Source organism: Tsuneonella amylolytica, from assembly GCF_003626915.1.
GTDB classification, from domain to species: Bacteria; Pseudomonadota; Alphaproteobacteria; order Sphingomonadales; family Sphingomonadaceae; genus Tsuneonella; species Tsuneonella amylolytica.
Window position 1 is genome coordinate 1266551 of the sequence record NZ_CP032570.1, and the last position, 19208, is coordinate 1285758.

Genomic DNA, 19208 nt, shown 5'->3' on the forward strand with positions numbered 1-19208 from the left:
GCCAGCCGATCGAGATCATGCGCCAGGGCCAGATCGCCGCGGGAGTGATGATCCTCGCCGGGGTGCTCCTCGGTTTCACCGTCGGGCCCGCGTGGTTCGGCCTCAGCGCCTTCGTCGGCGCAGGCCTGACCTTCGCCGGAGTGAGCGGATGGTGCGGAATGGCGCATCTCCTCGCGCTAATGCCGTGGAACCGCCGCGCCGCCGCCCCCGCCCCCGCATCCGCCTGATGCGATGGAGCCCGTCACTGTCCTCCTCGCATTGGCGTCGGGCACGCTGATCGGCTTCGTGCTCGGCCTCGTCGGCGGGGGCGGCTCGATCCTGGCGGTGCCGCTTCTGGTCTACGTGGTCGGCGTCGCGAGCCCGCACGCCGCGATCGGCACCGCGGCGGTCGCGGTCGCGCTCAACGCCGCGGCCGGGCTTGCCGACCATGCACGGGCCGGGACGGTCAAGTGGAACTGGGCCATCGTGTTCGCCGCCGCCGGCGTGCTCGGCGCAGCACTGGGCGCGGAGGCCGGCAAGGCCATCGACGGGGCGGCGCTCCTCGCCGCGTTCGGCGGACTGATGGTGGTGGTCGGCGCGCTGATGCTGCGCGGGCGCAAGGGGGGCGGCGATCCCGACGTGCATCTCGATCGCTCCACCGCGCGCCACCTCCTTCCCCGCCTCGCTGCGGCGGGTCTCGCGGTCGGTCTGCTCGCGGGCTTCTTCGGGATCGGTGGCGGGTTCCTCATCGTGCCGGGCCTCATCGCGGCGACGGCGATGCCCATCGGAATGGCGGTGGGGACCTCGCTGGTCGTGGTCACCGCGCTGGGCGCGACGACTGCCGGCTCCTACGCCTTGTCGGGCTACGTGGACTGGGGCCTCGTCGCGTGGCTGGTGGCGGGCGGGATCGCGGGTTCGGTCCTCGGCCGCCTCGCGGGCAAGCGGCTCGCGGCGCGCAAGAATCTGCTCGAACGCGGGTTCGCCGCGGTCGTCATCGCGGTGGGCGCGTTCGTCGTGGCGACCAGCCTCTGACCGGAACGAGTGCGCCGCCCGGCCGTCTCCCCATGCGAAGGAGACACACCAAATGGCAATCGTGAAATCGGGCAGCGCACAGTACGACGGGCTGGGCAAGGACGGCAAAGGCCACGTCAGCACCCAGTCGGGCGCGCTGTCGGACCAACCCTACGGCTTCCAGACTCGCTTCGAGGACAAGCCCGGCACCAATCCCGAAGAACTGATCGCGGCCGCGCATGCAAGCTGCTTCACCATGGCCCTGAGCTTCGCGCTCGAGAAGGCGGGGCACACCGAAGGCACGCTGAAGACCACCGCGAAGGTCAGCCTGGAGAAAGAGGGCGACGGGTTCACCGTGACCCGGTCCGACCTGACGCTTACAGGTTCGGTCGAAGGCATCGACGAGGCGAAGTTCATGGACCTGGCCAACGAAGCCAAGGCGAACTGCCCGATCTCGAAGCTGCTGAACGCCGAGATCACCCTCGACGCCACGTTCGAAGGTTAAGCTCCGGGCGTCTGTGCGACCTCCTGAACGGCGGTGGCCGACGAACACCGATCGGTTTTCGCCGCGTCGCCGCCGGACAGGAGCGTAAGAGCCAGGAAGCCCCCGACCACGAGGACCGCGAAGACGGTCGTCAGCAGTCCGAGGTACTTGTCGATAATGCGCTTGATCGGCGCGCCGAACACACGGAACAGGATGCCCACCGTCATGAAGATCAGGGCCCGGCCGGCGATGCTCGCAAGGATGAACGGCACGAGCGCCATTTCGATGAAGCCCGCGGTGATCGTCAGCAGCTTGAACGGTACCGGGGTCGCGCCTGCGAGGAAGATGACCTCCCAGTCGCGCTCGCGCAGGTGGCAGGCGGCAACCGGAAACTTGTCCGTCAGGCCGAGCATCCCGAGCATCGCCTGCCCGACCGTGTCGTACAGGAAATATCCGATCGCATAGCCGAACAGCCCGCCGAGCACGGACGCCGCAGTCGCGACCACGGCGAAGCGGATGGCCTTCTTCGGCTCGGCAAGGCACATCAGCCCGAGCAGCGGATGGGGCGGGATCGGAAAGAAACTGGCTTCCATGAAGCTGATCAGCGCGAGCCACCAGACTGCGTGCCGATGTGCGGCCTTGTCCAGCGTCCAGTCGTAGAGCTTGCGAAGCATCGTGCGTTCCCTGCCGCCCGCCTGTCCGGACGTGCGCGGCCCTCTAGGGCAGACGAGGCACCGGCACAATCGCGAACCATTGATAACCTATTTGGCACTTTGCGATTGACATCGTAACGCTCGTTGGTTAGAGGAACGCGATTATGTAGTTTACAAACCCACGGCTAAGTGCTAGATAATGCTTAACAAGGAGCAATATCACCGTGTCGGTTCTTTCTTCCCCCCACTTCCACGACGAAGCCAAGGCTTACGAGTATCTTGAGGGCATCGTGTGGGCCGGTGGGGTTGTGTGCCCGCATTGCGGCGTGACCGGCGGCCGCGTGTACGATCTTTCGGGCGTTCGCACGAAGCCGAGCAAGAAGAACCCGAACGGCAAGGTCCGCCACGGTCTCAAGAAGTGTGGCGAGTGCCGCAAGCAGTTCACCGTCAAGGTCGGCACCGTGTTCGAACACGCCCGCCTTCCCCTGACCAAGATGCTCCAGGCGGTGCACCTTATCGTGTCGAGCAAGAAGGGCATCAGCGCCCACCAGCTCGCCCGCGTCCTAGAGGTCCAGTACAAGAGCGCTTGGTTCCTCGCCCACCGTATCCGCGAGGCCATGCGCTCTGGCGATCTTGCCGCTCCCTTCGGTTCGAACGGCGGCGCTGTCGAAGTTGACGAGACCTACATCGGCTTCAAGGCCGGTCGCGCTCTCCAGAAGGGCACCGGCCACAAGCGCGCTGTCCTCGCCCTTGTTGACCGTGACAGCGGCCAGAGCCGTTGGTTCCATATCGACAACGCCCGCGCTGGCGACATTCACCCCATCGTGTCGGCCAACATCAGCCGCGAAGCCCGTCTCATGACCGACGAAGCAACCATGTACCGCAAGATCGGCCGCGAGTTTGCCGAGCATGGCACCACGATGCACGGCGCGTTCAACTATGTGAGCAAGACCGATCGCACCATCCACACGAATACCGTCGAAGGCGCGTTTTCGATCTTCAAGCGCGGTATGCGCGGCGTGTATCAGCATTGCGGCGAACACCACCTGCACCGCTACCTTGCCGAGTTTGAGTTCCGCTACAACACGCGCACCGCGAATGGCTTTGACGACCGTGCCCGCGCTGGCGAGGCGATGAAGGGCATTGTCGGCAAACGTCTCACTTACTCCTGATTGACTAGCCGGAACGACCAGCGCGCAACCGCGCGAATTCGTCGTCGTTCAAGGTGGCGCACCCAAACCCGGCGCGCTAAAAAGATTGGCCAGACTCTAGCCAGACGCTCTCGGGAAGCGTAGATTCTCCGAAGGAGTTCGTATGGACGAGAGCCGCGCGCCCAGACTAACCTACAAGGTTCATTTACCCGGCGGTCAATCGCGCCTTCGGGAAGCGGCCCTGTATGTCATGCAAAAGTGCAAGGGCGCAGAGTTTTTCGGCCTTACCAAACTGAACAAGATACTCTGGAAAGCGGACTTCACTGCTTTCGCCTCAAGGCGCGTGCCGGTCACTGGCCGGCAATACCAGCGCCTCCAGCAGGGCCCTGCTCCAGTTGAGATGCTGCCGGTTCTCAATGACCTTGAGCGGGACGGCTATATCAAAATTGCAAGGCGCTTGCAGGGCCATCTAGAGGAAAAACGTCCAGTGGCGTTGGTTGAGCCTGCGCTACGGTTTTTCAGCGCCGATGATCTTTCTTACCTCGATGCTGCGATCGAGCAATATTGGTCTTATTCGGGACGCGGCGTCAGCGCGGATTCTCATGGAGTGGCATGGGAAACGCGCGAAAACGGCGATCCGATGCCCTACGAACTATCACTTTTGTCGGATGAAAAATTGAGTGCCGCCGATAGCCTCGTATTTCTAGATATTGGGAGGAAGCGCGGTTGGCGCACTCAATAGATGCGGAATATCATTTGGGCAGATGAGTTCACCGGTCAGGTGAAAAGGGCCGGGGGCGCGCGGATTGTCGATGAGGCTTTATCGCCCATCATCGATGGCTTGATGAGAAATCCCTATGGTTTCCCGAAAGTCGAGAATGACTGGACCAGCTTTCGTTACGCTAAAACCGACGCAATACTCGGAAAGCTTGGCGCTCTGACGGTGGTTTTCACAATCGATGATGATAAAAACGTTGTGCTGGAATGGCTAGATGAAGACATCCCCTTCTGAGAAAACGCAGCTCGAAAAATTCAAGGAAGCCGCGCGCGAGCTTGAATGCGACGACGACGAACAACGCTTCAAGGAGCGGCTAGGGAAGCTGGTGAAGTCGTCGCCTGTGGACAAATCAAAGAAATGACTCGCCAAGCGAGCCGTTAGTCGGAATCCTAGAGACGGGCCGAAAGTCCGTAGTGCCGCCGAGCCTTGTGGGCAGGAGGCACACGCGGTGCCTTCGGGCGAACGGCCCATCCGTTCTTTTTCTAGGAGAAATCCGATGAAGAAGGGCACTCACCAGCGGGCCCGCAGTGCGATCACTGGTCGCATTGTTCCGCTGAGCCAGGCTCGCCGCAGTCCTCGCACGACTGTGGTCGAGACCTACAAGACGGGCAAGAAGGGTCCCAAGAACTAACGTTCTGACCTTCAAGCCTTGAATGGGGGCCGCCGGGGGAAACCTCGGCGGCCTTTCCGTTGGCCCTTGAATCAGAGTCGGATTCCCGCGTCAACCCTTTCCTACACGCCCTCAATCCGCCTAGCTGGAAGCTCGACGATCTCAACGTCGGTGCATCCGCGGTCGACGAAGCAATCTGCGATAAAGTCGGCGGTAGCACGCGCTTCGGTTAGCACGACCTCCCGCTCTTCCGCCTTGCATGAGGCGGAGACGCGCCAGCGTATTTCCATTTTGTGTGACACCTTGCGATTGAGTCGCCCATGAACGGCCGCGATCTCAAATCGCTCCCGACTTTCCTACACCGCCCCATTCGGCCTAGCTGGCGATATGCGCCGTCCCGATCGTTCAGAGCTTGAGTTCACGATGCTGCTGTTCGCGGCCCTCGCGCCGGTCGGGTACTACACCCTGCGCTTCGTAATGGGGCTAGTTTAACCGCGGTGGCACGCTCGATTCGAGTCGCGCAAGTCGAGCGTGCCGCCAATTTCCTTAGCAATTTCAGAACCGCTGTCGAGTGGGTTTGTAAACTGCACAATCGCCTAGAGGAACGGAACATCGCGATAGTGTGATTCGCCGCCTCGGCGGCTGACGGGCGGGGCCTTTCGGGGTCGCCGCCCTTTTTCACGCCTGCGCGATGGGGCCTGACGGGACGGGGAACAGCGACATGACGAAAGGGACGTGCGCGCCGCGGCCGTGGGAACAGGCGTTCCTCGCGGCGCTGGGAGCGGGCGAGACGCAGACCGACGCCGCGCGCGTGGCCGGCATCGCCCGGACGACGGCCCAGAAGCGCCAGAAGGTCGATGCACGCTTCGCAGCCGAGGTCGCGCTTGCCCTTCAGTCCCCGCGCAAGAAATCCATCGGCGATGCGCCGCGGACGATCTCGAAGGACAAGAAACTGGAGATATTCCTCGCCCGGCTGGCCGAAACATCCAACGTCTCGGCCGCCGCGGCCGATGCCCAGCTTTCTACGGCGAGCGTCTACGACCGCCGCCGTGACGACCCGACGTTCGCCCAGCGCTGGACCGACGCGCTCGCCGAAGGATACGACCGCCTTGAGATGGACCTGCTCGAACGGTTGCGAACCGGCCGGCTCGAGGATGTCGACGCCGAGGGCAAACGGCGCAAGTTCGACGTGTCGGCCGCGTTCCGCTGCATCGCCGCCCACCGCGAGACGGTCGCCCGGGAGAAAGGCCGGCGCAAGCTGTCGGACGAGATCGTCACGATCGAGGCGATCAACGCCCGCATCGACAAGATGCGCGAGAAGGAGGAAGCCGCCCTCGCCCGCAATGCCGCGGCCAAGGGCGTGATTGTGGTGCGCGATGAAGGCTAGGCGCGCACCCAGCCGGGGCGCCTGGTTCCGCCGCTCCGACGCCGAAGGGGCCGAACTGCGCCGCATTCTGGCGCGCGAGTTGAGCCCGCACGAAATCGACGCGCTCGGCACGTGGCACTGGGAGGTGTGGGGCCGCGACGAACAGCTCGCGCCCGAAGGCGACTGGCGGGTCTGGCTGATCTGCGCCGGCCGCGGGTTCGGCAAGACCCGTGCGGGCGCCGAATGGGTGCGCGGCGTGGCGCGGGCCGACCCCGATGCGCGGATCGCACTCGTCGGGGCGAGCCTGCCCGAAGCGCGCAGCGTGATGGTGGAAGGCGAAAGCGGCATCCTCGCGGCCGCGCCCGGTGCGCTTCCGCCCGATTTCGAACCGTCGCTGCGGCGGCTGACCTGGCCCAACGGCGCGCAGGCGTTCCTCTATTCGGCCGCCGAGCCCGAGGCCCTGCGCGGACCGCAGCACAGCCATGCCTGGTGCGACGAGATCGCCAAGTGGGAGAACGCCGGCAACCGCGCGATGAATGCGTGGGACAACCTGCAGCTGGGCATGCGCCTTGGCGATCATCCGCGCGTGCTCGCCACCAGCACCCCGCGCAACGTGCCGCTGATGGCGCGGCTCCTGCGGGAAGCCGAGGGCCGCGGTGTGATCCTGGCGCGGGGCCGCACCCTCGACAACGCCGGTGCATTGCCCGCCAGCTACTACGAATCGATGCTCGACCAGTTCGGCAACATCGCATTGGGGCGGCAGGAACTCGACGGCGAGATGCTCGACGAGGTCGAGGGCGCGCTGTGGAACCGCACGCTGCTCGACCGCTGCCGCGAGGGCTTTCCCGCCGCGCTGCGGGTACGCACCGTCGTCGGCGTCGACCCGCCGGCCGGGGGAGGCGGCGATGCCTGCGGTATCGTGGTCGCCGCGCTGCTCGACGACGGCACCGCCGTGGTGCTGGCCGATGCGAGCGTCGAAAAGGCGAGCCCCGAACGCTGGGCCCGCGCCGTCGCCGGGGCGGCCGAGGCATGGGACGCCGATCGCGTGATCGCCGAGGCGAACCAGGGCGGCAGCATGGTCAAGAGCGTGCTGCGCGCCGCCGACGCGGTGCTGCCGGTGACACTGGTGCACGCAAGCAAGGGCAAGGCCGCCCGCGCCGAGCCGGTCGCCGCGCTCTACGAAGCGGGCAAGGTCCGCCACACGGGGCTGTTCGGCAAGCTGGAAGACGAGATGTGCGGGCTGATGGCCGCAGGCCGCTACGAAGGCCCCGGCCGCTCCCCCGACCGCGCCGACGCGCTGGTCTGGGCGTTGACCGAACTGATGCTCGGCAAGAAGGCGGGACCGCGGGTTTCGGCCCTCTAGGAATCGAATCGAAAGGATAGTCCATGTCGTTTCTCGACAGTCTTGCCTCCGCCTTCAAGGGCGGGGGCGAGCCCGCTCGCGTGCCGATCAGCCGCGGCTTCGTCTCTCCGTGGGCCGGCCTGGGTGCGACCGCGTTCGAAGGCGGGCCGCCGCCGTTCGAATACGCCCGGTCGGTGCGCGCCGCGTTTCTCGACAATCCGGTGGCGCAGCGGAGCGTGCGGCTGGTGGCCGAGGGGGTCGGTTCGGCGCCCCTGCTGCCGTGCGACCCCGCGCTCGCCGCGCTGGTCGAGGCGACGAGCGCCGGGCAATCGCTGCTCGAGACGCTTAGCTGCCAGCTCGTGCTGCACGGCAACGCCTTCGTCCAGGTGATGAAGGACGCGGCGGGCCGCCCGGTGGAGCTGTTCGCGCTGCGGCCCGAGCGGATCAGCGTGGTGGCCGGGCCCGACGGGTGGCCGGTCGCCTTCGTCTACAAGCTCGCCGATCGCAGCCTGACGATCCCGCTGGAGGACGAGGACGGCTGGCCCAACCTCGTCCACATCAAGGGCTTTCATCCGGCCGACGACCATTACGGAGCGGGCTGCCTCGCCGCGGCGGAACAGGCCGTGGCGATCCACAACGCGGCCAGCGCATGGAACCGCGCGCTTCTGGAGAACGCGGCGCGGCCATCGGGCGCGCTGGTGTTCGACCCCGGCGACGGGGCGGTCCTGAGCCCCGACCAGTTCGACCGGCTGAAGGCCGAACTCGCCGGAGCCTACGCCGGGGCGGGCAATGCCGGGCGCCCGATGCTGCTGGAAGGCGGCCTGAAGTGGCAGTCGATGGCGATGACCCCAGCGGACATGGACTTCGCCGCGCTGAAGGCAGCCGCCGCGCGCGACATCGCGCTCGCCTTCGGGGTGCCGCCAATGCTGCTCGGGCTGCCGGGCGACGCGACGTACGCCAACTACCGCGAAGCGAACCGCGCGCTGTGGCGGCTCACGCTGCTGCCGCTGGCGGGCAAGATTCTGGGTGCGATTTCGGAAGGGCTCTCGCCGTGGTTCGCGCGCGAAAGCGGAGGCGCCCGGCTGGCCGTCGACCTCGACCGTATCCCCGCCCTCGCGGAAGATCGCGAGAAACTGTGGGCGCAGGTTTCGGCGGCCGAATTCCTCTCGGTCGCGGAGAAGCGCCGCATCCTCAACATCGGAGACGAACGATGACGCCCCAGTCGGCCATGAGGGAAGACATGCTCGCGCGGCTGATCGCGCAGGCGGCAAGCGAGGGAAGCGACCTCGTGACCCTGCGCGCGATCGTCGAGGAATCGAGCGAGGTGGCCGCGATGCGCGTGCTCGACCGCCTGGGCCTCGCCGATGCGCGCGCGCAGGACGACATCGACGAACTGCGCGAGCTTTTGAAAGCATGGCGCGACGCCAAGGCGAGCGCATGGAAGGCGGCAGTCGAGTGGGTGACGCGCGGATTCCTGGCGCTGCTGCTGGTCGGGATCGCGATGCGCCTCGGCGTGCCGGAACTGTTGAAATGAGCGCCCAGCCGGCCTTGCGCTTCGCCGGTTACGCCGCGCTGTTCGGAGTGGCCGACGCCGCCCGCGACACCATCCTGCCCGGCGCCTTCGCGCGCACGCTGGCGGAGCGCCGGGACCCCATCCCGCTGTTCTGGCAGCACCGGCCCGACCAGCGGATCGGCTGGATCGAACACGCCGCGGAGGATCGCCGCGGCCTGCGGGTGGTTGCGACGATCGATAACCCCGATGGCCGCGCCGGTGCCATGCTGCGTGCCAATGCGGTGAACGGCCTGAGCTTCGGCTTCCGCACCCGCGCCGCCCGCCATTCGCCGGGCGGTCGCAGCCTGCAGGACGTCGACCTCGTCGAGGTCAGCCTCGTTACCCACCCGCTCCAGCACGGTGCGCGGGTTCATCTCCTCGTTCCCGACCACGCCCCGAACAGTACCCCCCAAGAAAGGTAGACTGCCCATGGATATCCTCGTTTCCTCGCCCGCCGCACAGACCGTGTCGGCGGCCGGACCCCTTGCCGATCCACTCGGCCAGAGTTTCGACATCGTCGCCCGCCAGGACGCTGCCGAGACCGAGATCAAGGCGCTGCGCACCGACATGGACGAGGTGAAGAGCCGCCTCGACCGGGTCGGCCGCGCGGCCCAGCGACCCGTCATCGGCACCGAGACCGCCAGCCCCGAAGTGAAGGGCTTCGTCGACGGTTACCTCCGCGCCGGCCGGACGACCGAGCTCAAATCTCTCAATACCGTCGTCCCCGCCGACGGCGGCTATGCCGTCCCGCGCGAGATCGACGCGATGATCGCCCGCGAGCTGACCGAGATCAGCCCGATCCGCAGCATCGCGCAGGTCGTCCAGACCGGCAGCAGCGGGTACCGCAAGCTCGTCAGCACCGGCGGCACCGCCTCGGGCTGGGTGAGCGAGACCGCCGGCCGGCCCGAAACGGATGCGCCGTCCTTCGCCGAGATCGCGCCGCCTTCGGGCGAACTCTACGCCAACCCAGCGGCAAGCCAGGCGATGCTCGATGATGCGGCCTTCGACCTCGAAAGCTGGCTGGCGAGCGAGATCGCGATGGAGTTCGCCCGGGCCGAGGGCGCGGCGTTCGTACACGGCAGCGGCGCGAACATGCCGAAGGGGTTCCTGAGCTCGCCGGTCTCCGCGATCGGTGACGGCACACGGCCCTTCGGCACGGTGCAGTACGTCGGCACCGGCGACGACGCGGGCTTCGGCGCCGAGCCGGAGGCGCGGCTGATCGACCTCGTCCATACACTGCGCGCCGGGCATCGCCAGGGCGCGAGCTGGGTGATGAATTCGGCGACGCTGGCCGAGGTCCGCAAGCTCAAGACCGCCGACGGCGCGTTCCTGTGGCAGCCGGGCCTCGTGGACGGGCAGCCCGACCGCCTGCTCGGCTATCCGGTCGTCGAGGCCGAAGACATGCCCGATGCCACCAACGGCGCGTTCCCGATCGCCTTCGGCAACTTCCGCGCCGGCTACCTGATCGCGGAACGTTCCGCCACGAGCATCCTGCGCGATCCCTTCACGCACAAGCCGTTCGTCCACTTCTACGCGACCAAGCGCGTCGGCGGCCAGGTACTCGACAGCGCGGCGATCAAGCTGCTGCGCATCGAGGCGTAGTTTGTCGCGCCCTCAGACGCCGGGCGGAGCGCGTCCGCGCTCCTTGGCTTCCGGCCTAACCGGCCGACGGCCGTTCGGCCTTGCGGGCTTCCTGGTCGGAAGCCCGGTCTGAGGATCATGCCCGCGTCGGAGTACCCCTTCTCCGGCGCGGGCCTTTCTTTTCCTGACGAGATCGGAGACGCCGCATGCAGCGGACCATTGTTGCGCCCGCGGAAATGCCGGGCGCCGCTCTCGACGAACTGAAACAGTGGCTGGGCATCCGGACCGGTGCCGTCGGCGACGATGCAATGCTTGTGGCCTTGCTGCGCGCGGCGCTCGAGACCTGCGAGGCGTTCACCGGATCGGTGCCGCTTGCCTGCGGGATCGAGGAAGTGCTGCCCGCCACCGCCGACTGGCGCGCGCTGTCTTCCAAGCCGGTGATCGCGATCGTGGGGCTGGACGGCATTGCCGCCGAGGGCGCGCGGTTCGCGCTGGCGGCGGACGCCTACGAAGCCGACATCGAGGCGGACGGCACCGGCCGTGTCCGGGTGACCTCCCAGGGCAGCGCGGGCCGCGTGGCGGTGCGCCTCACCGCCGGTCTCGCCCCGGCGTGGGAATTGCTGCCCGGCGCGGTGCGGCACGGCATCGTCCGGCTGGCCGCGCATCACTGGCGGGACCGCGACGGCGGCAGCGATGCCGCGCCGCCCGCCGCGGTCGCGGCGCTGTGGCGCCCGTGGCGGCGGATGCGGCTGTGATCGGCGCGAAGACCCGCCCCGCCCCGCAGCCCTTCGCCGCGAGCCTCGCCGCCAAGGCCAAGGCGCTCGGGCAAGCGCGGGCGGAGGCGCTGGCCCTAGGCCGCTCGCCCTTACGGTGGCGCAAGGCGCGCCTTCTCTGGCCACTGTTCTGACGGTCCGGCGCCGCCGCGGCGGGCCGCAAGCGCGAACGCGCGTTGGCCGGTTAGGCCGGAAGCCGAGGCCGTGGATGCGGCCGCCGGCGCTTGAGGCAAGACGAAAAACGGAGACAATTGATGGAAGACCTGCTGCGCCCCGCGCTGCTCGACTGGCTGCGCGCTGCGCCGGCCCCGCTCGACGCGCTGACCGCCATCGAGGAGGAGGTGCCCCCGCGGGCCACGCCGCCCTGGCTCGCCATCGTCGCCAGCGCGAGCGCCGACTGGTCCGTCAAGGATCGGCGGGGCCGCGAGATCCGTATCGCCATCGAACTCAATAGCCGCGCGGACGACCCGCGCGCCGATGCCCCTCTCGTCAGCGCGCTCGACAGACGGATCGAGGCGCTGCCACGCGCGCAGGAAGGCTTCGAGATCGCCTCGATCGCATTCCTGCGCGCGCGCACCGAACGGCGCCCGGCGAACGCCCGCGCAACGCTGATGGAATACCGTTTCCGCTGCCTCGAACCCCAAACGGAGAACCAGCCATGACCGCCCAGACAGGCGCCGCCTTCCTGCTCAAGATCGGCGACGGCAGCCAGCCGCCCGCCTACGCCACCGTCGCCGGGCTGCGCACAACGCAGATGTCGATCAACGGCGATACCGTCGTCATCACCCACAAGGACAGCGGCGGCTGGCGCGAACTGTTGTCGGGCGCGGGAACGCGTTCGGTCTCGGTATCCGCGAGCGGCATCTTCCTCGGCAGCGAGGCGGAAGCCGCGGTGCGCGGCCACGCGCTCGGCGGGACGATCGCCGACTACGAACTGTCGTTCGAAGACGGCGAGCGAATGCGTGGGCGTTTCCTCGTCCAGCGGCTCGACTATGCCGGCGATTTCAACGGGGAGCGGACCTACACGCTGCAGCTGGAAAGCAGCGGCGCGGTCCTGCCCGCATGAATCCGCACCGGGGCGAGGCCGCGCTGGTCGTGGGCGGGACGGCGCGCACCTTGCGTCCCACGTTCGCAGCGCTGGTCGCGGCGGAAGAGGAACTGGGCCCGCTGTTCGCTCTCGTCGAGCGCGCGGGTGAGGGCCGGCTGCGCCTGTCCGAGATGGCCGCTTTGTTCTGGCACTGCCTCGAAGACCCGGGGGGCACGCCGCGCGAAGCGATCGGCGAGGCGGTGGCGGAGGCCGGCCTTGCCGCCTGCGCCCGGCCGCTGCGCGCGCTCCTCGGCGCGATCCTCCAGGGCCGGACCGCGACGGGCCCGGGGTGAGCGGGACCGATATCTTCGGCGCAGCGGCCCTGACGCTCTCGGCGCTCGCCGCCCGGGCGTTGGGCTGGCGACCGGGCGAGTTCTGGTCGGCGACCCCGGCGGAGCTTGCCGCCTGCCTCGCCGATCCCGCCGCGCCGCCGCCCCCGCTCGGCCGCGCCGACCTTGCACGACTGATGGAAATGGATTCCGGAGGAGGGCCCGATGGACACGGTTGACGAACTGCTGGTGGAAGTCCGCGCGAGTACGCAGGGCTTCGGCCGGGACATCGCCGCGATGCGCGCGACCTTCGACGGCACGCTCGTCGACGGCTTCGAAAAGGCCGGCGGCGTGCTCGAACGCGGCCTGCTCTCGGCAATCCGCAGCGGCAGCCTGGGGTTCGAGGATTTGAAGCGCGTAGGGCTGTCGGTCATCGACCAGATCGCGAACCAGGCCCTCCACTCGGGTCTCGACAAGTTGTTCGGCGGCGGCGGAGGGGGCGGGGCCGGCGGCGGAATCGGTGGGGGGATCGGCAGCCTGCTCGGGGGCCTTCTCGGCTTGCCCGGGCGCGCGACCGGCGGGCCGGTCAGCCCCGGGCGCCCCTTCCTCGTCGGCGAGCGAGGTCCGGAGCTGTTCGTCCCCACGAGCGCGGGGCGCGTCGAGGCCGGGCCGGTCCGCGCCGCACGCGACGTGCGCGTATCGATCAGCCTTGCCGCCCCGCGCGGCGCCCCCGCCCCGATCGCACTCCGCCGGTCGAGCCGGCAGGTGGCGAGCGCCGTGCGGCGTTCACTCGTGGAGTTCTGAGCGATGGCATTCTGGCTGGCGAAAGAGCGGCGCGGGCAGGAATCGGACTGGATCCAGCGGTTCGACCCGCGGTTCTGGACCGTGAACTTCCCGCGCCCGATGATGGCGTCGGTGGTCACCACCGGTCCGGATTCGTTGCGGGTGGACTGCGAGTTCCACAACTCGGGCGAGCTTGCCGGACTGATCTGGGCAAGCGAGGACCGGCTCGACCATCCGCTCGCCGCCTATGCGATCGACCGCGACTATTCGCGCACGACCCTGCGCTTCCGCTGGCGATCGGGTGGGATCGTGCCGCTCGACGCGGTGAACGGACCCACGCTCACCATCGAGGGGCGCGATGCGGCGGGCATGGCCCGGGCCTGGTACGTCCGCCTGTGGAACTACGCCGTCGGTACGCCCGAGGACGCGGTCGTCGACCTGCCGTTCTCGACATTGGAAAGCGGGTTCGTGCTGCCCGGAGAGGCGGTGCATCCGGCCGACATCGACCGGATGTTCATCAGCCTCGTGCCGCCCGGCTACGTTCCCGGCGGCACCGCACCGCTGGCCGCGCGCGCCGACGGGTGGGCCGAACTCACCGACATCGTCTGCGACGGGGATCGCGCGATGCTCGAGATCGGCGACGTGCTCGTACCCCCGCACGGGGTCGGCATCGCAACCGCCTACGACGACGCATTCGACCAGACGCCCGCGCGTCTGATCCGCATGGCGCAGGCTTTGGGCTATCGCGGCGCGCTGGTTCACTACGTCGGGATGAGTCATTTCTTCCGCCTCGGCGCGGACGGACTGGCGCTGACGGACGGCACGCTATGCGCCCCCGCGGCCGCATGGCATCGCAGCTTCTTCGCCGAATGCGTGCGATCGGGATTCGAGCCGATCGTTTCGCTGAGCTTCGAGCTTCTGGCCCGGCACTGCCCCGACGACTGGCAGCAGCGCGCATGGGACGGGGCGCCCGGCCGGACCGGCTGGGATCCGCCCTCGGCGCTGCTGTCGCCCGCGAACCCGCAGGCGAGGGCCTGGCTGCAGGCGGTGGCCACGCGGTTCGTCGCGCTGATGCGGGAACAGGGCCTGCCCGTCCGGTTCCAGATCGGCGAACCGTGGTGGTGGATCGATACGCGCGGCGCACCCTGCATCTACGACGATGCAATGCGGACCGGACTGGATGGCGAGACCGACCAGGTGAAGAACGTGCGTGCCGAGCTCACGCCTTCGCAGCAGGACTCCTTGGCAAGGGCCGCGCGCCAACTGGGCGGGGCCACCCTCGCCCTGCGTGACGCTGTGCGCGCGGCAGCGGGTGGGGGCGCGGAGGTCATGCTGCTGCTGTTCATGCCGACCGTCCTCGATACCGGGTCTCCCGCTCTCCAGACGCTCAACCTGCCGTGGGAGTGGGAAAGCCCGGCGTTCGACCGGTTGCAGCTCGAAGACTACGACTGGTTGACAGGCGGGGCCGAGGCGCTGCGCCACCGGGCGCTGCAATATGTCGATGCACGGTTCGGTTACGCCCGTTCTCAGCAGGACTACCTCGCCGGGTTCGTGCTCGATGCCGCCGATGCCGCGGCGTTCTGGCCGCGGATCGACGCCGCGATCGACCACGCGCTTTACGACCGGCGCGTCGGCCGTGCGTTCGTGTGCGCCGCGCCGCAGATCGCCCGCGACGGCTACACCCGCCTCGCCCCCACCAAGGAGACTGACGTGCAGCCCTTCGACGATGTGCTCTATCCGCTGGCGCTGGGCCGCGATGCCGGGGTGAGCCCGGAATTCTCGACCAGCGTGGCGGTAACGGCGTCAGGGCACGAGCGCCGCAATTCGCTGTGGAGCGATGCGCGCCTGCGGTTCGACGTGGGCCCGGGCGTGCGTTCGGAGGCCGAGCTGGGAACGTTGATCGCCTTCTTCCGCGCACGGCGGGGTCCCGCGCGCGGGTTCCGCCTGTCCGATCCGTTCGATCACAGTTCGAACGGGATGACGGGCGCGCCCACCCCGACCGACCAGTTCGTCGGCGTCGGCGACGGCCTGTCCGCCGCCTTCCAGCTCGCCAAGCGCTATGGTCCCGGTCCGGAGCCGCAGGTTCGCCCGATCACCCGGCCGCGCGCCGAAACCGTGCGCGTGAGCGTGGACGGCGAGGAAACGAGCGCCTTCGCGCTCGAGCCGGGCGGGATCATGCGTCTCGCAACCACGCCCGCCGACGGGGCCGTCGTGCGCGCCGGGTTCCTGTTCGACGTCCCGGTGCGCTTCGCCGAGGATCGCCTCGACGTGAGCGGCGCGACCTTCGCTGCCGGCGAAGCCCCTTCGGTCCCGCTCGTCGAAATCCGCGAAACGCCCGGGTTGCCGCTGTGAGCCGGGTGTTCCTCGCCACCGAACTCGAGGGCGTGGCGACGTTCTGGCGCATCTACCGCCGCGACGGCACGACGCTGGGCTTTACCGGGCACGACCGCGACCTCGCCTTCGGCGGGATCGTGCACCGCGCGGCCCCCGGCATGCTGCCGAGCGCGATCCGCCGGACCGCCGGTCTGGATGGCGACAGCGCCGAGATGGAAGGCGCGCTTGCCCACGATGCGATCGATGGTGAAGACTTGGCAGCGGGCCGCTTCGACGGCGCGCGGGTGGAAGTCGGCGCGGTCGACTGGGAAACGCTGGACCACGCCGTGCTCTACAACGGGACGATCGGCGCGGTCGCGCGGAGCGGCGGCGCCTTCACCGCCGGACTCGCATCCGCCAAGGCCGCGCTCGAGATCAATCCTGTGCCGCGCACCAGCCCGACCTGCCGGGCGGCGTTCTGCGGCCCCGAATGCGGATTGTCGGCGAGCCGTTTCACCCATACGGCGACGCTGGTTTCGGCCGAACCCGACGCGGCGCGCGTGCGGTTCGACCAGGCCGGCGACGGCGCTTCCTTCGTGTCCGGCAGCCTGCGATGGCTCGACGGGCCATACGCAGGGATGGCGATGGACATCGCCGAAGCCGACGAGACCGGCGGCCTCGTTCTCGATGCCGAGCTGTCTGACAACCTCATGGCCGGCACGCGGGCGATCCTGCGCGAAGGCTGCGACCATACCATCGCCACCTGCACGGCGCGCTTCGCCAACGCGGCGAACTTCCGGGGCGAGCCGTTCCTGCCCGGCAACGACCTGTTGGCGCGGTATCCCAGTTCCTGACCTGACGGGCGCGCGCCTCGCCGATGCGGCTGCCGCACTGGTCGGCGTGCCCTTCCGCCTGCACGGCCGCGATCCGGCGACGGGCCTCGACTGCGTGGGGGTGGTCGCCGCCGCGTTCGCCGCCTGCGGTACGCGTCCGCACGTTCCGCACGGCTATGGCCTGCGCAATCGCTCGGTCGGCGCGCTGCTCGAACTGGCCGGGGCGGCCGGCCTCGCCGATGCGTCAGGTGAAGACGCGGTGGGCGACATCCTCCTGGTGCGCCCCGGGCCCGCCCAGCACCACCTTCTCGTCGCCTTGTCCGGCGAGCGCTATGTCCATGCCCATGCGGGGTTGCGCCGCGTGGTGATCCAGCCGGGGCCGCTGCCGTGGCCCGTCGAGCGCCGGTGGCGGCTCGCAGCAAAGGAAACCCGCTAGATGGCCACGCTCCTCCTCACCGCGGTCGGCACGATGGTCGGCGGTCCCATCGGGGGCGCGATCGGCGCGATCGCCGGTCGTTCGATCGATGGCGCCATCGTCGGCGGCAGCAAGCGCGAAGGCCCGCGGCTGAGGGAACTCAGCGTCACCACATCGAGCTACGGCCAGCCCATCGCGCGCCTTCACGGCCGGATGCGCGCGGCCGGCACGATCGTGTGGGCGACCGACCTTGCCGAACACAAGTCGACCAGCGGCGGCCGGAAGGGGCAGCCGTCGACCAGCAGCTATTCCTACACCACATCGTTCGCGGTGGCTCTCTCCAGCCGGCCTATCGCGTTCATCGGGCGCATCTGGGCCGACGGCAACCTGCTGCGGGGCGCGGCCGGCGACCTCAAGGTGGCGGGCTCGATGCGCATCCATACGGGGCACGGCGACCAGCGGCCCGACCCCCTGATCGCCGCAGCCGAAGGCGAAGCGTGCCCGGCCTTTCGCGGCTGCGCCTATGTCGTGTTCGAGGACCTTGCGCTGGAGGAGTTCGGCAACCGCATCCCGGCGCTGACATTCGAGGTCCTGGCCGACGAGCAACCAGTCGATATCGCGGCGCTGGTGGCACCGCTCGGGGGCCTCGTCGCCGGCGAAGGCACGCTCGGCGGATTGGCGGGGTTCGCCAACGAAGGCGGGCCGCTGGTCTCGACGCTCGCATCACTCGACGCGCTGTATCCGCTCGCCTGCGATGCGGGCGGCGAATGCCTGACGATCGGAACGGAGGCTTCGATCCCCGGCGACGTGCCGATGCTCCCGCCGCCCGGACTGGGGTGGGACGAGGACGACGATACGGGAACAGCCGCGGACGATGGCGCGCGTGAGGTACGCGGCGATGCCGACCGGGAACGGCCCGAGGCGCTGCGATATTACGATGTCGCCCGCGACTACCAGCCCGGCGTGCAGCGACCGGCCGGACGCACTGCGCCGGGACGGACCGCCACCATCGAGTTTCCGGGTGCCTTGGCCGCCGACGACGCGCGCGCACTGGCCGACGAGGCCGCACGGCGCAGCGGATGGCGGCGCGATGCCTTGTCCTACCGCATCGCCGAACTCGATCCCGCGCTCGCGCCGGGGCGCGATGTGCGGGTGCCCGGCCGCCCGGGCATCTGGCGCATCGAGGGGTGGGAGTGGCGCGCCCGCGGCGTCGAACTGGAACTCGTCCGCCGCAATCCCCGCACGCTCTCCGCCCCCGCCGGCACTGCCGGCGCGCTCCCTGCGCCGGCCGATGTCGGGACCGGACCCACTGTCCTCGCCTTTTTCGAGGCACCGCCGGCCGACACGGAGCCCGATTCGCCCACGTTGTTCGCCGCGGCGAGCGGCGGCGGCGCGTGGAGCGGCGCGGCGCTGTTCGTCGACCGGGCGGGCGAACTCCTGCCCATTGGCGGCACCGGGCGCGAACGCGCGACGATGGCGACACTGTCCGCTCCGCTCGATGTGTCGCACGCAATCCTGTTCGAGCCGGATGCACAAATCGAAGTCGAACTGACTGCGCCGTCGGAAGGGTTTGTCCCGGCGACCCTCGCGGCTCTGACGATGGGCGCGAATCGTCTGCTGGTCGGCGGCGAGGTCGTCCAGTTCGCCGAAGCGGCCGACCTCGGCCTCGGGCGCTGGAGACTGCGCGGATTGTTGCGCGGGCGCGGCGGGACCGAGTCGGCGGCGCGTGCTGGACATCCCGCAGGAACCTTCGCGGTTCTTCTCGACGACGCCATCGTCGCGCTCGATCGTGGAGTGGTCGGGAGCGATCCGGGGTCGACCATCGCGGCCATCGGAAAGGGCGACGACCAGCCCGTCTATGCGGTCCTCGCCAATCCCGGCCTCGGTCGCCGTCCGCCCGCGCCCGTGCATCCGCGCTCAACGACGCTTGCCGGCGGAGGCCTGGAATTCGCCTGGACTCGCCGAGCACGGGGCGCGTGGAACTGGCCCGACGCGGTGGATGCGCCGCTGGTCGAGGAGACCGAAGCCTATCTCGTGGGGCTGGGCCCTGTCGATGCTCCGGTCGCCGAGTGGTCGGTTTCGGTACCATTGCTTTCGATACCGGCACCGGAAGCCGCCACACTTGGCGCCGCCCATGGCGGTCGTGCGCTGTGGGTGCGCCAGGTCGGCCGGTACGGCCTTTCAGACCCGCTGCTTCTCACCCGCCTTCCATGACCTTCTCCTATCAA

Annotated in this window: 24 protein-coding genes; 23 read left to right on the top strand and 1 reads right to left on the bottom strand. The window is 68.9% G+C overall.

Annotated features, from left to right (window positions below):
- Nucleotides 1-17: 17 nt before the first annotated feature.
- Genes D4766_RS14195 through D4766_RS06225 form a run of 3 tightly spaced genes read left to right on the top strand, consistent with a single transcriptional unit; the run spans nucleotide 18 to nucleotide 1495 of the window.
- Nucleotides 18-227 carry a YgaP family membrane protein gene (locus D4766_RS14195; protein WP_407701509.1) on the top strand — a complete coding sequence of 70 codons (210 nt, stop codon included), beginning with the start codon at nucleotides 18-20 and terminating at the stop codon, nucleotides 225-227.
- 4 nt (nucleotides 228-231) lie between these two features.
- On the top strand, nucleotides 232-1011 hold the full coding sequence (locus D4766_RS06220) for a sulfite exporter TauE/SafE family protein (RefSeq protein WP_120716669.1): 780 nt from the start codon (nucleotides 232-234) through the stop codon (nucleotides 1009-1011).
- A gap of 52 nt (nucleotides 1012-1063) precedes the next feature.
- Nucleotides 1064-1495 (top strand): OsmC family protein, encoded by a 432-nt coding sequence (locus D4766_RS06225; RefSeq protein ID WP_120716670.1) that lies wholly within the window; start codon nucleotides 1064-1066, stop codon nucleotides 1493-1495.
- On the opposite strand, the gene D4766_RS06230 is transcribed toward D4766_RS06225, so the two are convergent.
- Complete coding sequence (locus tag D4766_RS06230; protein WP_120716671.1) at nucleotides 1492-2148, bottom strand: YqaA family protein; 657 nt, start codon at nucleotides 2146-2148, stop codon at nucleotides 1492-1494. The genes D4766_RS06225 and D4766_RS06230 overlap by 4 nt on opposite strands.
- A 203-nt stretch (nucleotides 2149-2351) precedes the next feature.
- Here D4766_RS06230 and D4766_RS06235 point away from each other — a divergent pair, with 203 nt between their 5' ends.
- The 20 genes from D4766_RS06235 to D4766_RS06330 all read left to right on the top strand — a co-directional run bounded on the left by D4766_RS06235 (nucleotide 2352) and on the right by D4766_RS06330 (nucleotide 19194).
- Nucleotides 2352-3299 (top strand): IS1595 family transposase, encoded by a 948-nt coding sequence (locus D4766_RS06235; protein WP_120716672.1) that lies wholly within the window; start codon nucleotides 2352-2354, stop codon nucleotides 3297-3299.
- A 142-nt stretch (nucleotides 3300-3441) separates the two neighbouring features.
- The gene (locus tag D4766_RS06240; RefSeq protein WP_120716673.1) at nucleotides 3442-4020 is read left to right on the top strand and encodes a Panacea domain-containing protein; all 579 of its coding nucleotides are present in this window, start codon (nucleotides 3442-3444) and stop codon (nucleotides 4018-4020) included.
- Nucleotides 4021-4290, top strand: a complete 270-nt coding sequence (locus D4766_RS06245; RefSeq protein WP_120716674.1) for a hypothetical protein — start codon at nucleotides 4021-4023, stop codon at nucleotides 4288-4290. It begins immediately after the preceding gene.
- The gene (locus D4766_RS13775) at nucleotides 4271-4417 is read left to right on the top strand and encodes a hypothetical protein (protein ID WP_162935685.1); all 147 of its coding nucleotides are present in this window, start codon (nucleotides 4271-4273) and stop codon (nucleotides 4415-4417) included. The genes D4766_RS06245 and D4766_RS13775 overlap by 20 nt, the downstream gene beginning before the upstream one ends.
- 970 nt (nucleotides 4418-5387) lie before the next feature.
- Entirely contained in the window at nucleotides 5388-6053 is a 666-nt protein-coding gene (locus D4766_RS06250; protein ID WP_162935686.1) for a hypothetical protein, read from the top strand.
- Nucleotides 6043-7395, top strand: coding sequence for a DNA-packaging protein (locus tag D4766_RS06255; RefSeq protein WP_120716676.1), 1353 nt, complete (start codon nucleotides 6043-6045; stop codon nucleotides 7393-7395). The genes D4766_RS06250 and D4766_RS06255 overlap by 11 nt, the downstream gene beginning before the upstream one ends.
- Nucleotides 7396-7418: 23 nt before the next feature.
- A complete protein-coding gene (locus tag D4766_RS06260) occupies nucleotides 7419-8588 on the top strand; it encodes a phage portal protein (RefSeq protein ID WP_120716677.1) in 1170 nt (389 codons plus the stop codon).
- Nucleotides 8585-8908 (top strand): DUF6127 family protein, encoded by a 324-nt coding sequence (locus D4766_RS06265; RefSeq protein ID WP_234024913.1) that lies wholly within the window; start codon nucleotides 8585-8587, stop codon nucleotides 8906-8908. The genes D4766_RS06260 and D4766_RS06265 overlap by 4 nt, the downstream gene beginning before the upstream one ends.
- Entirely contained in the window at nucleotides 8905-9348 is a 444-nt protein-coding gene (locus D4766_RS06270) for an HK97 family phage prohead protease (RefSeq protein WP_120716679.1), read from the top strand. Before D4766_RS06265 ends, D4766_RS06270 begins: the two co-directional genes overlap by 4 nt.
- A gap of 7 nt (nucleotides 9349-9355) precedes the next feature.
- Nucleotides 9356-10528, top strand: coding sequence for a phage major capsid protein (locus D4766_RS06275; RefSeq protein ID WP_120716680.1), 1173 nt, complete (start codon nucleotides 9356-9358; stop codon nucleotides 10526-10528).
- A gap of 185 nt (nucleotides 10529-10713) precedes the next feature.
- Nucleotides 10714-11262 (top strand): head-tail connector protein, encoded by a 549-nt coding sequence (locus D4766_RS06280; protein ID WP_120716681.1) that lies wholly within the window; start codon nucleotides 10714-10716, stop codon nucleotides 11260-11262.
- 272 nt (nucleotides 11263-11534) lie between these two features.
- Complete coding sequence (gp17, locus tag D4766_RS06290) at nucleotides 11535-11942, top strand: DUF3168 domain-containing protein (protein ID WP_120716683.1); 408 nt, start codon at nucleotides 11535-11537, stop codon at nucleotides 11940-11942.
- On the top strand, nucleotides 11939-12346 hold the full coding sequence (locus D4766_RS06295; RefSeq protein ID WP_120716684.1) for a phage major tail protein, TP901-1 family: 408 nt from the start codon (nucleotides 11939-11941) through the stop codon (nucleotides 12344-12346). The genes gp17 and D4766_RS06295 overlap by 4 nt, the downstream gene beginning before the upstream one ends.
- Entirely contained in the window at nucleotides 12343-12660 is a 318-nt protein-coding gene (locus tag D4766_RS06300) for a gene transfer agent family protein (protein WP_120716685.1), read from the top strand. The genes D4766_RS06295 and D4766_RS06300 overlap by 4 nt, the downstream gene beginning before the upstream one ends.
- Nucleotides 12657-12875, top strand: a complete 219-nt coding sequence (locus D4766_RS06305; RefSeq protein ID WP_234024914.1) for a phage tail assembly chaperone — start codon at nucleotides 12657-12659, stop codon at nucleotides 12873-12875. The genes D4766_RS06300 and D4766_RS06305 overlap by 4 nt, the downstream gene beginning before the upstream one ends.
- The gene (locus D4766_RS06310; protein ID WP_120716686.1) at nucleotides 12862-13440 is read left to right on the top strand and encodes a tail tape measure protein; all 579 of its coding nucleotides are present in this window, start codon (nucleotides 12862-12864) and stop codon (nucleotides 13438-13440) included. Before D4766_RS06305 ends, D4766_RS06310 begins: the two co-directional genes overlap by 14 nt.
- Nucleotides 13441-13443: 3 nt before the next feature.
- The gene (locus tag D4766_RS06315; RefSeq protein ID WP_120716687.1) at nucleotides 13444-15771 is read left to right on the top strand and encodes a DUF2460 domain-containing protein; all 2328 of its coding nucleotides are present in this window, start codon (nucleotides 13444-13446) and stop codon (nucleotides 15769-15771) included.
- Nucleotides 15768-16586, top strand: a complete 819-nt coding sequence (locus D4766_RS06320; RefSeq protein WP_120716688.1) for a phage/gene transfer agent baseplate hub protein — start codon at nucleotides 15768-15770, stop codon at nucleotides 16584-16586. Before D4766_RS06315 ends, D4766_RS06320 begins: the two co-directional genes overlap by 4 nt.
- A gap of 46 nt (nucleotides 16587-16632) precedes the next feature.
- Complete coding sequence (locus D4766_RS06325) at nucleotides 16633-17001, top strand: hypothetical protein (protein ID WP_234024915.1); 369 nt, start codon at nucleotides 16633-16635, stop codon at nucleotides 16999-17001.
- A complete protein-coding gene (locus tag D4766_RS06330; RefSeq protein WP_120716689.1) occupies nucleotides 17002-19194 on the top strand; it encodes a GTA baseplate fiber-binding domain-containing protein in 2193 nt (730 codons plus the stop codon). It begins immediately after the preceding gene.
- Nucleotides 19195-19208 lie beyond the last annotated feature (14 nt).

What these genes read in the sequence shown, in the direction of transcription:
- D4766_RS14195 (WP_407701509.1), top strand. Translation starts at nt 18, where the DNA reads ATGCGCCAGGGCCAGATCGCCGCGGGAGTGATGATCCTCGCCGGGGTG.
- D4766_RS06220 (WP_120716669.1), top strand. Translation starts at nt 232, where the DNA reads ATGGAGCCCGTCACTGTCCTCCTCGCATTGGCGTCGGGCACGCTGATC.
- D4766_RS06225 (WP_120716670.1), top strand. Translation starts at nt 1,064, where the DNA reads ATGGCAATCGTGAAATCGGGCAGCGCACAGTACGACGGGCTGGGCAAG.
- D4766_RS06230 (WP_120716671.1), bottom strand. Translation starts at nt 2,148, where the DNA reads ATGCTTCGCAAGCTCTACGACTGGACGCTGGACAAGGCCGCACATCGG.
- D4766_RS06240 (WP_120716673.1), top strand. Translation starts at nt 3,442, where the DNA reads ATGGACGAGAGCCGCGCGCCCAGACTAACCTACAAGGTTCATTTACCC.
- D4766_RS06245 (WP_120716674.1), top strand. Translation starts at nt 4,021, where the DNA reads ATGCGGAATATCATTTGGGCAGATGAGTTCACCGGTCAGGTGAAAAGG.
- D4766_RS13775 (WP_162935685.1), top strand. Translation starts at nt 4,271, where the DNA reads ATGAAGACATCCCCTTCTGAGAAAACGCAGCTCGAAAAATTCAAGGAA.
- D4766_RS06250 (WP_162935686.1), top strand. Translation starts at nt 5,388, where the DNA reads ATGACGAAAGGGACGTGCGCGCCGCGGCCGTGGGAACAGGCGTTCCTC.
- D4766_RS06255 (WP_120716676.1), top strand. Translation starts at nt 6,043, where the DNA reads ATGAAGGCTAGGCGCGCACCCAGCCGGGGCGCCTGGTTCCGCCGCTCC.
- D4766_RS06260 (WP_120716677.1), top strand. Translation starts at nt 7,419, where the DNA reads ATGTCGTTTCTCGACAGTCTTGCCTCCGCCTTCAAGGGCGGGGGCGAG.
- D4766_RS06265 (WP_234024913.1), top strand. Translation starts at nt 8,585, where the DNA reads ATGACGCCCCAGTCGGCCATGAGGGAAGACATGCTCGCGCGGCTGATC.
- D4766_RS06270 (WP_120716679.1), top strand. Translation starts at nt 8,905, where the DNA reads ATGAGCGCCCAGCCGGCCTTGCGCTTCGCCGGTTACGCCGCGCTGTTC.
- D4766_RS06275 (WP_120716680.1), top strand. Translation starts at nt 9,356, where the DNA reads ATGGATATCCTCGTTTCCTCGCCCGCCGCACAGACCGTGTCGGCGGCC.
- D4766_RS06280 (WP_120716681.1), top strand. Translation starts at nt 10,714, where the DNA reads ATGCAGCGGACCATTGTTGCGCCCGCGGAAATGCCGGGCGCCGCTCTC.
- gp17 (WP_120716683.1), top strand. Translation starts at nt 11,535, where the DNA reads ATGGAAGACCTGCTGCGCCCCGCGCTGCTCGACTGGCTGCGCGCTGCG.
- D4766_RS06295 (WP_120716684.1), top strand. Translation starts at nt 11,939, where the DNA reads ATGACCGCCCAGACAGGCGCCGCCTTCCTGCTCAAGATCGGCGACGGC.
- D4766_RS06300 (WP_120716685.1), top strand. Translation starts at nt 12,343, where the DNA reads ATGAATCCGCACCGGGGCGAGGCCGCGCTGGTCGTGGGCGGGACGGCG.
- D4766_RS06310 (WP_120716686.1), top strand. Translation starts at nt 12,862, where the DNA reads ATGGACACGGTTGACGAACTGCTGGTGGAAGTCCGCGCGAGTACGCAG.
- D4766_RS06315 (WP_120716687.1), top strand. Translation starts at nt 13,444, where the DNA reads ATGGCATTCTGGCTGGCGAAAGAGCGGCGCGGGCAGGAATCGGACTGG.
- D4766_RS06330 (WP_120716689.1), top strand. Translation starts at nt 17,002, where the DNA reads ATGGCCACGCTCCTCCTCACCGCGGTCGGCACGATGGTCGGCGGTCCC.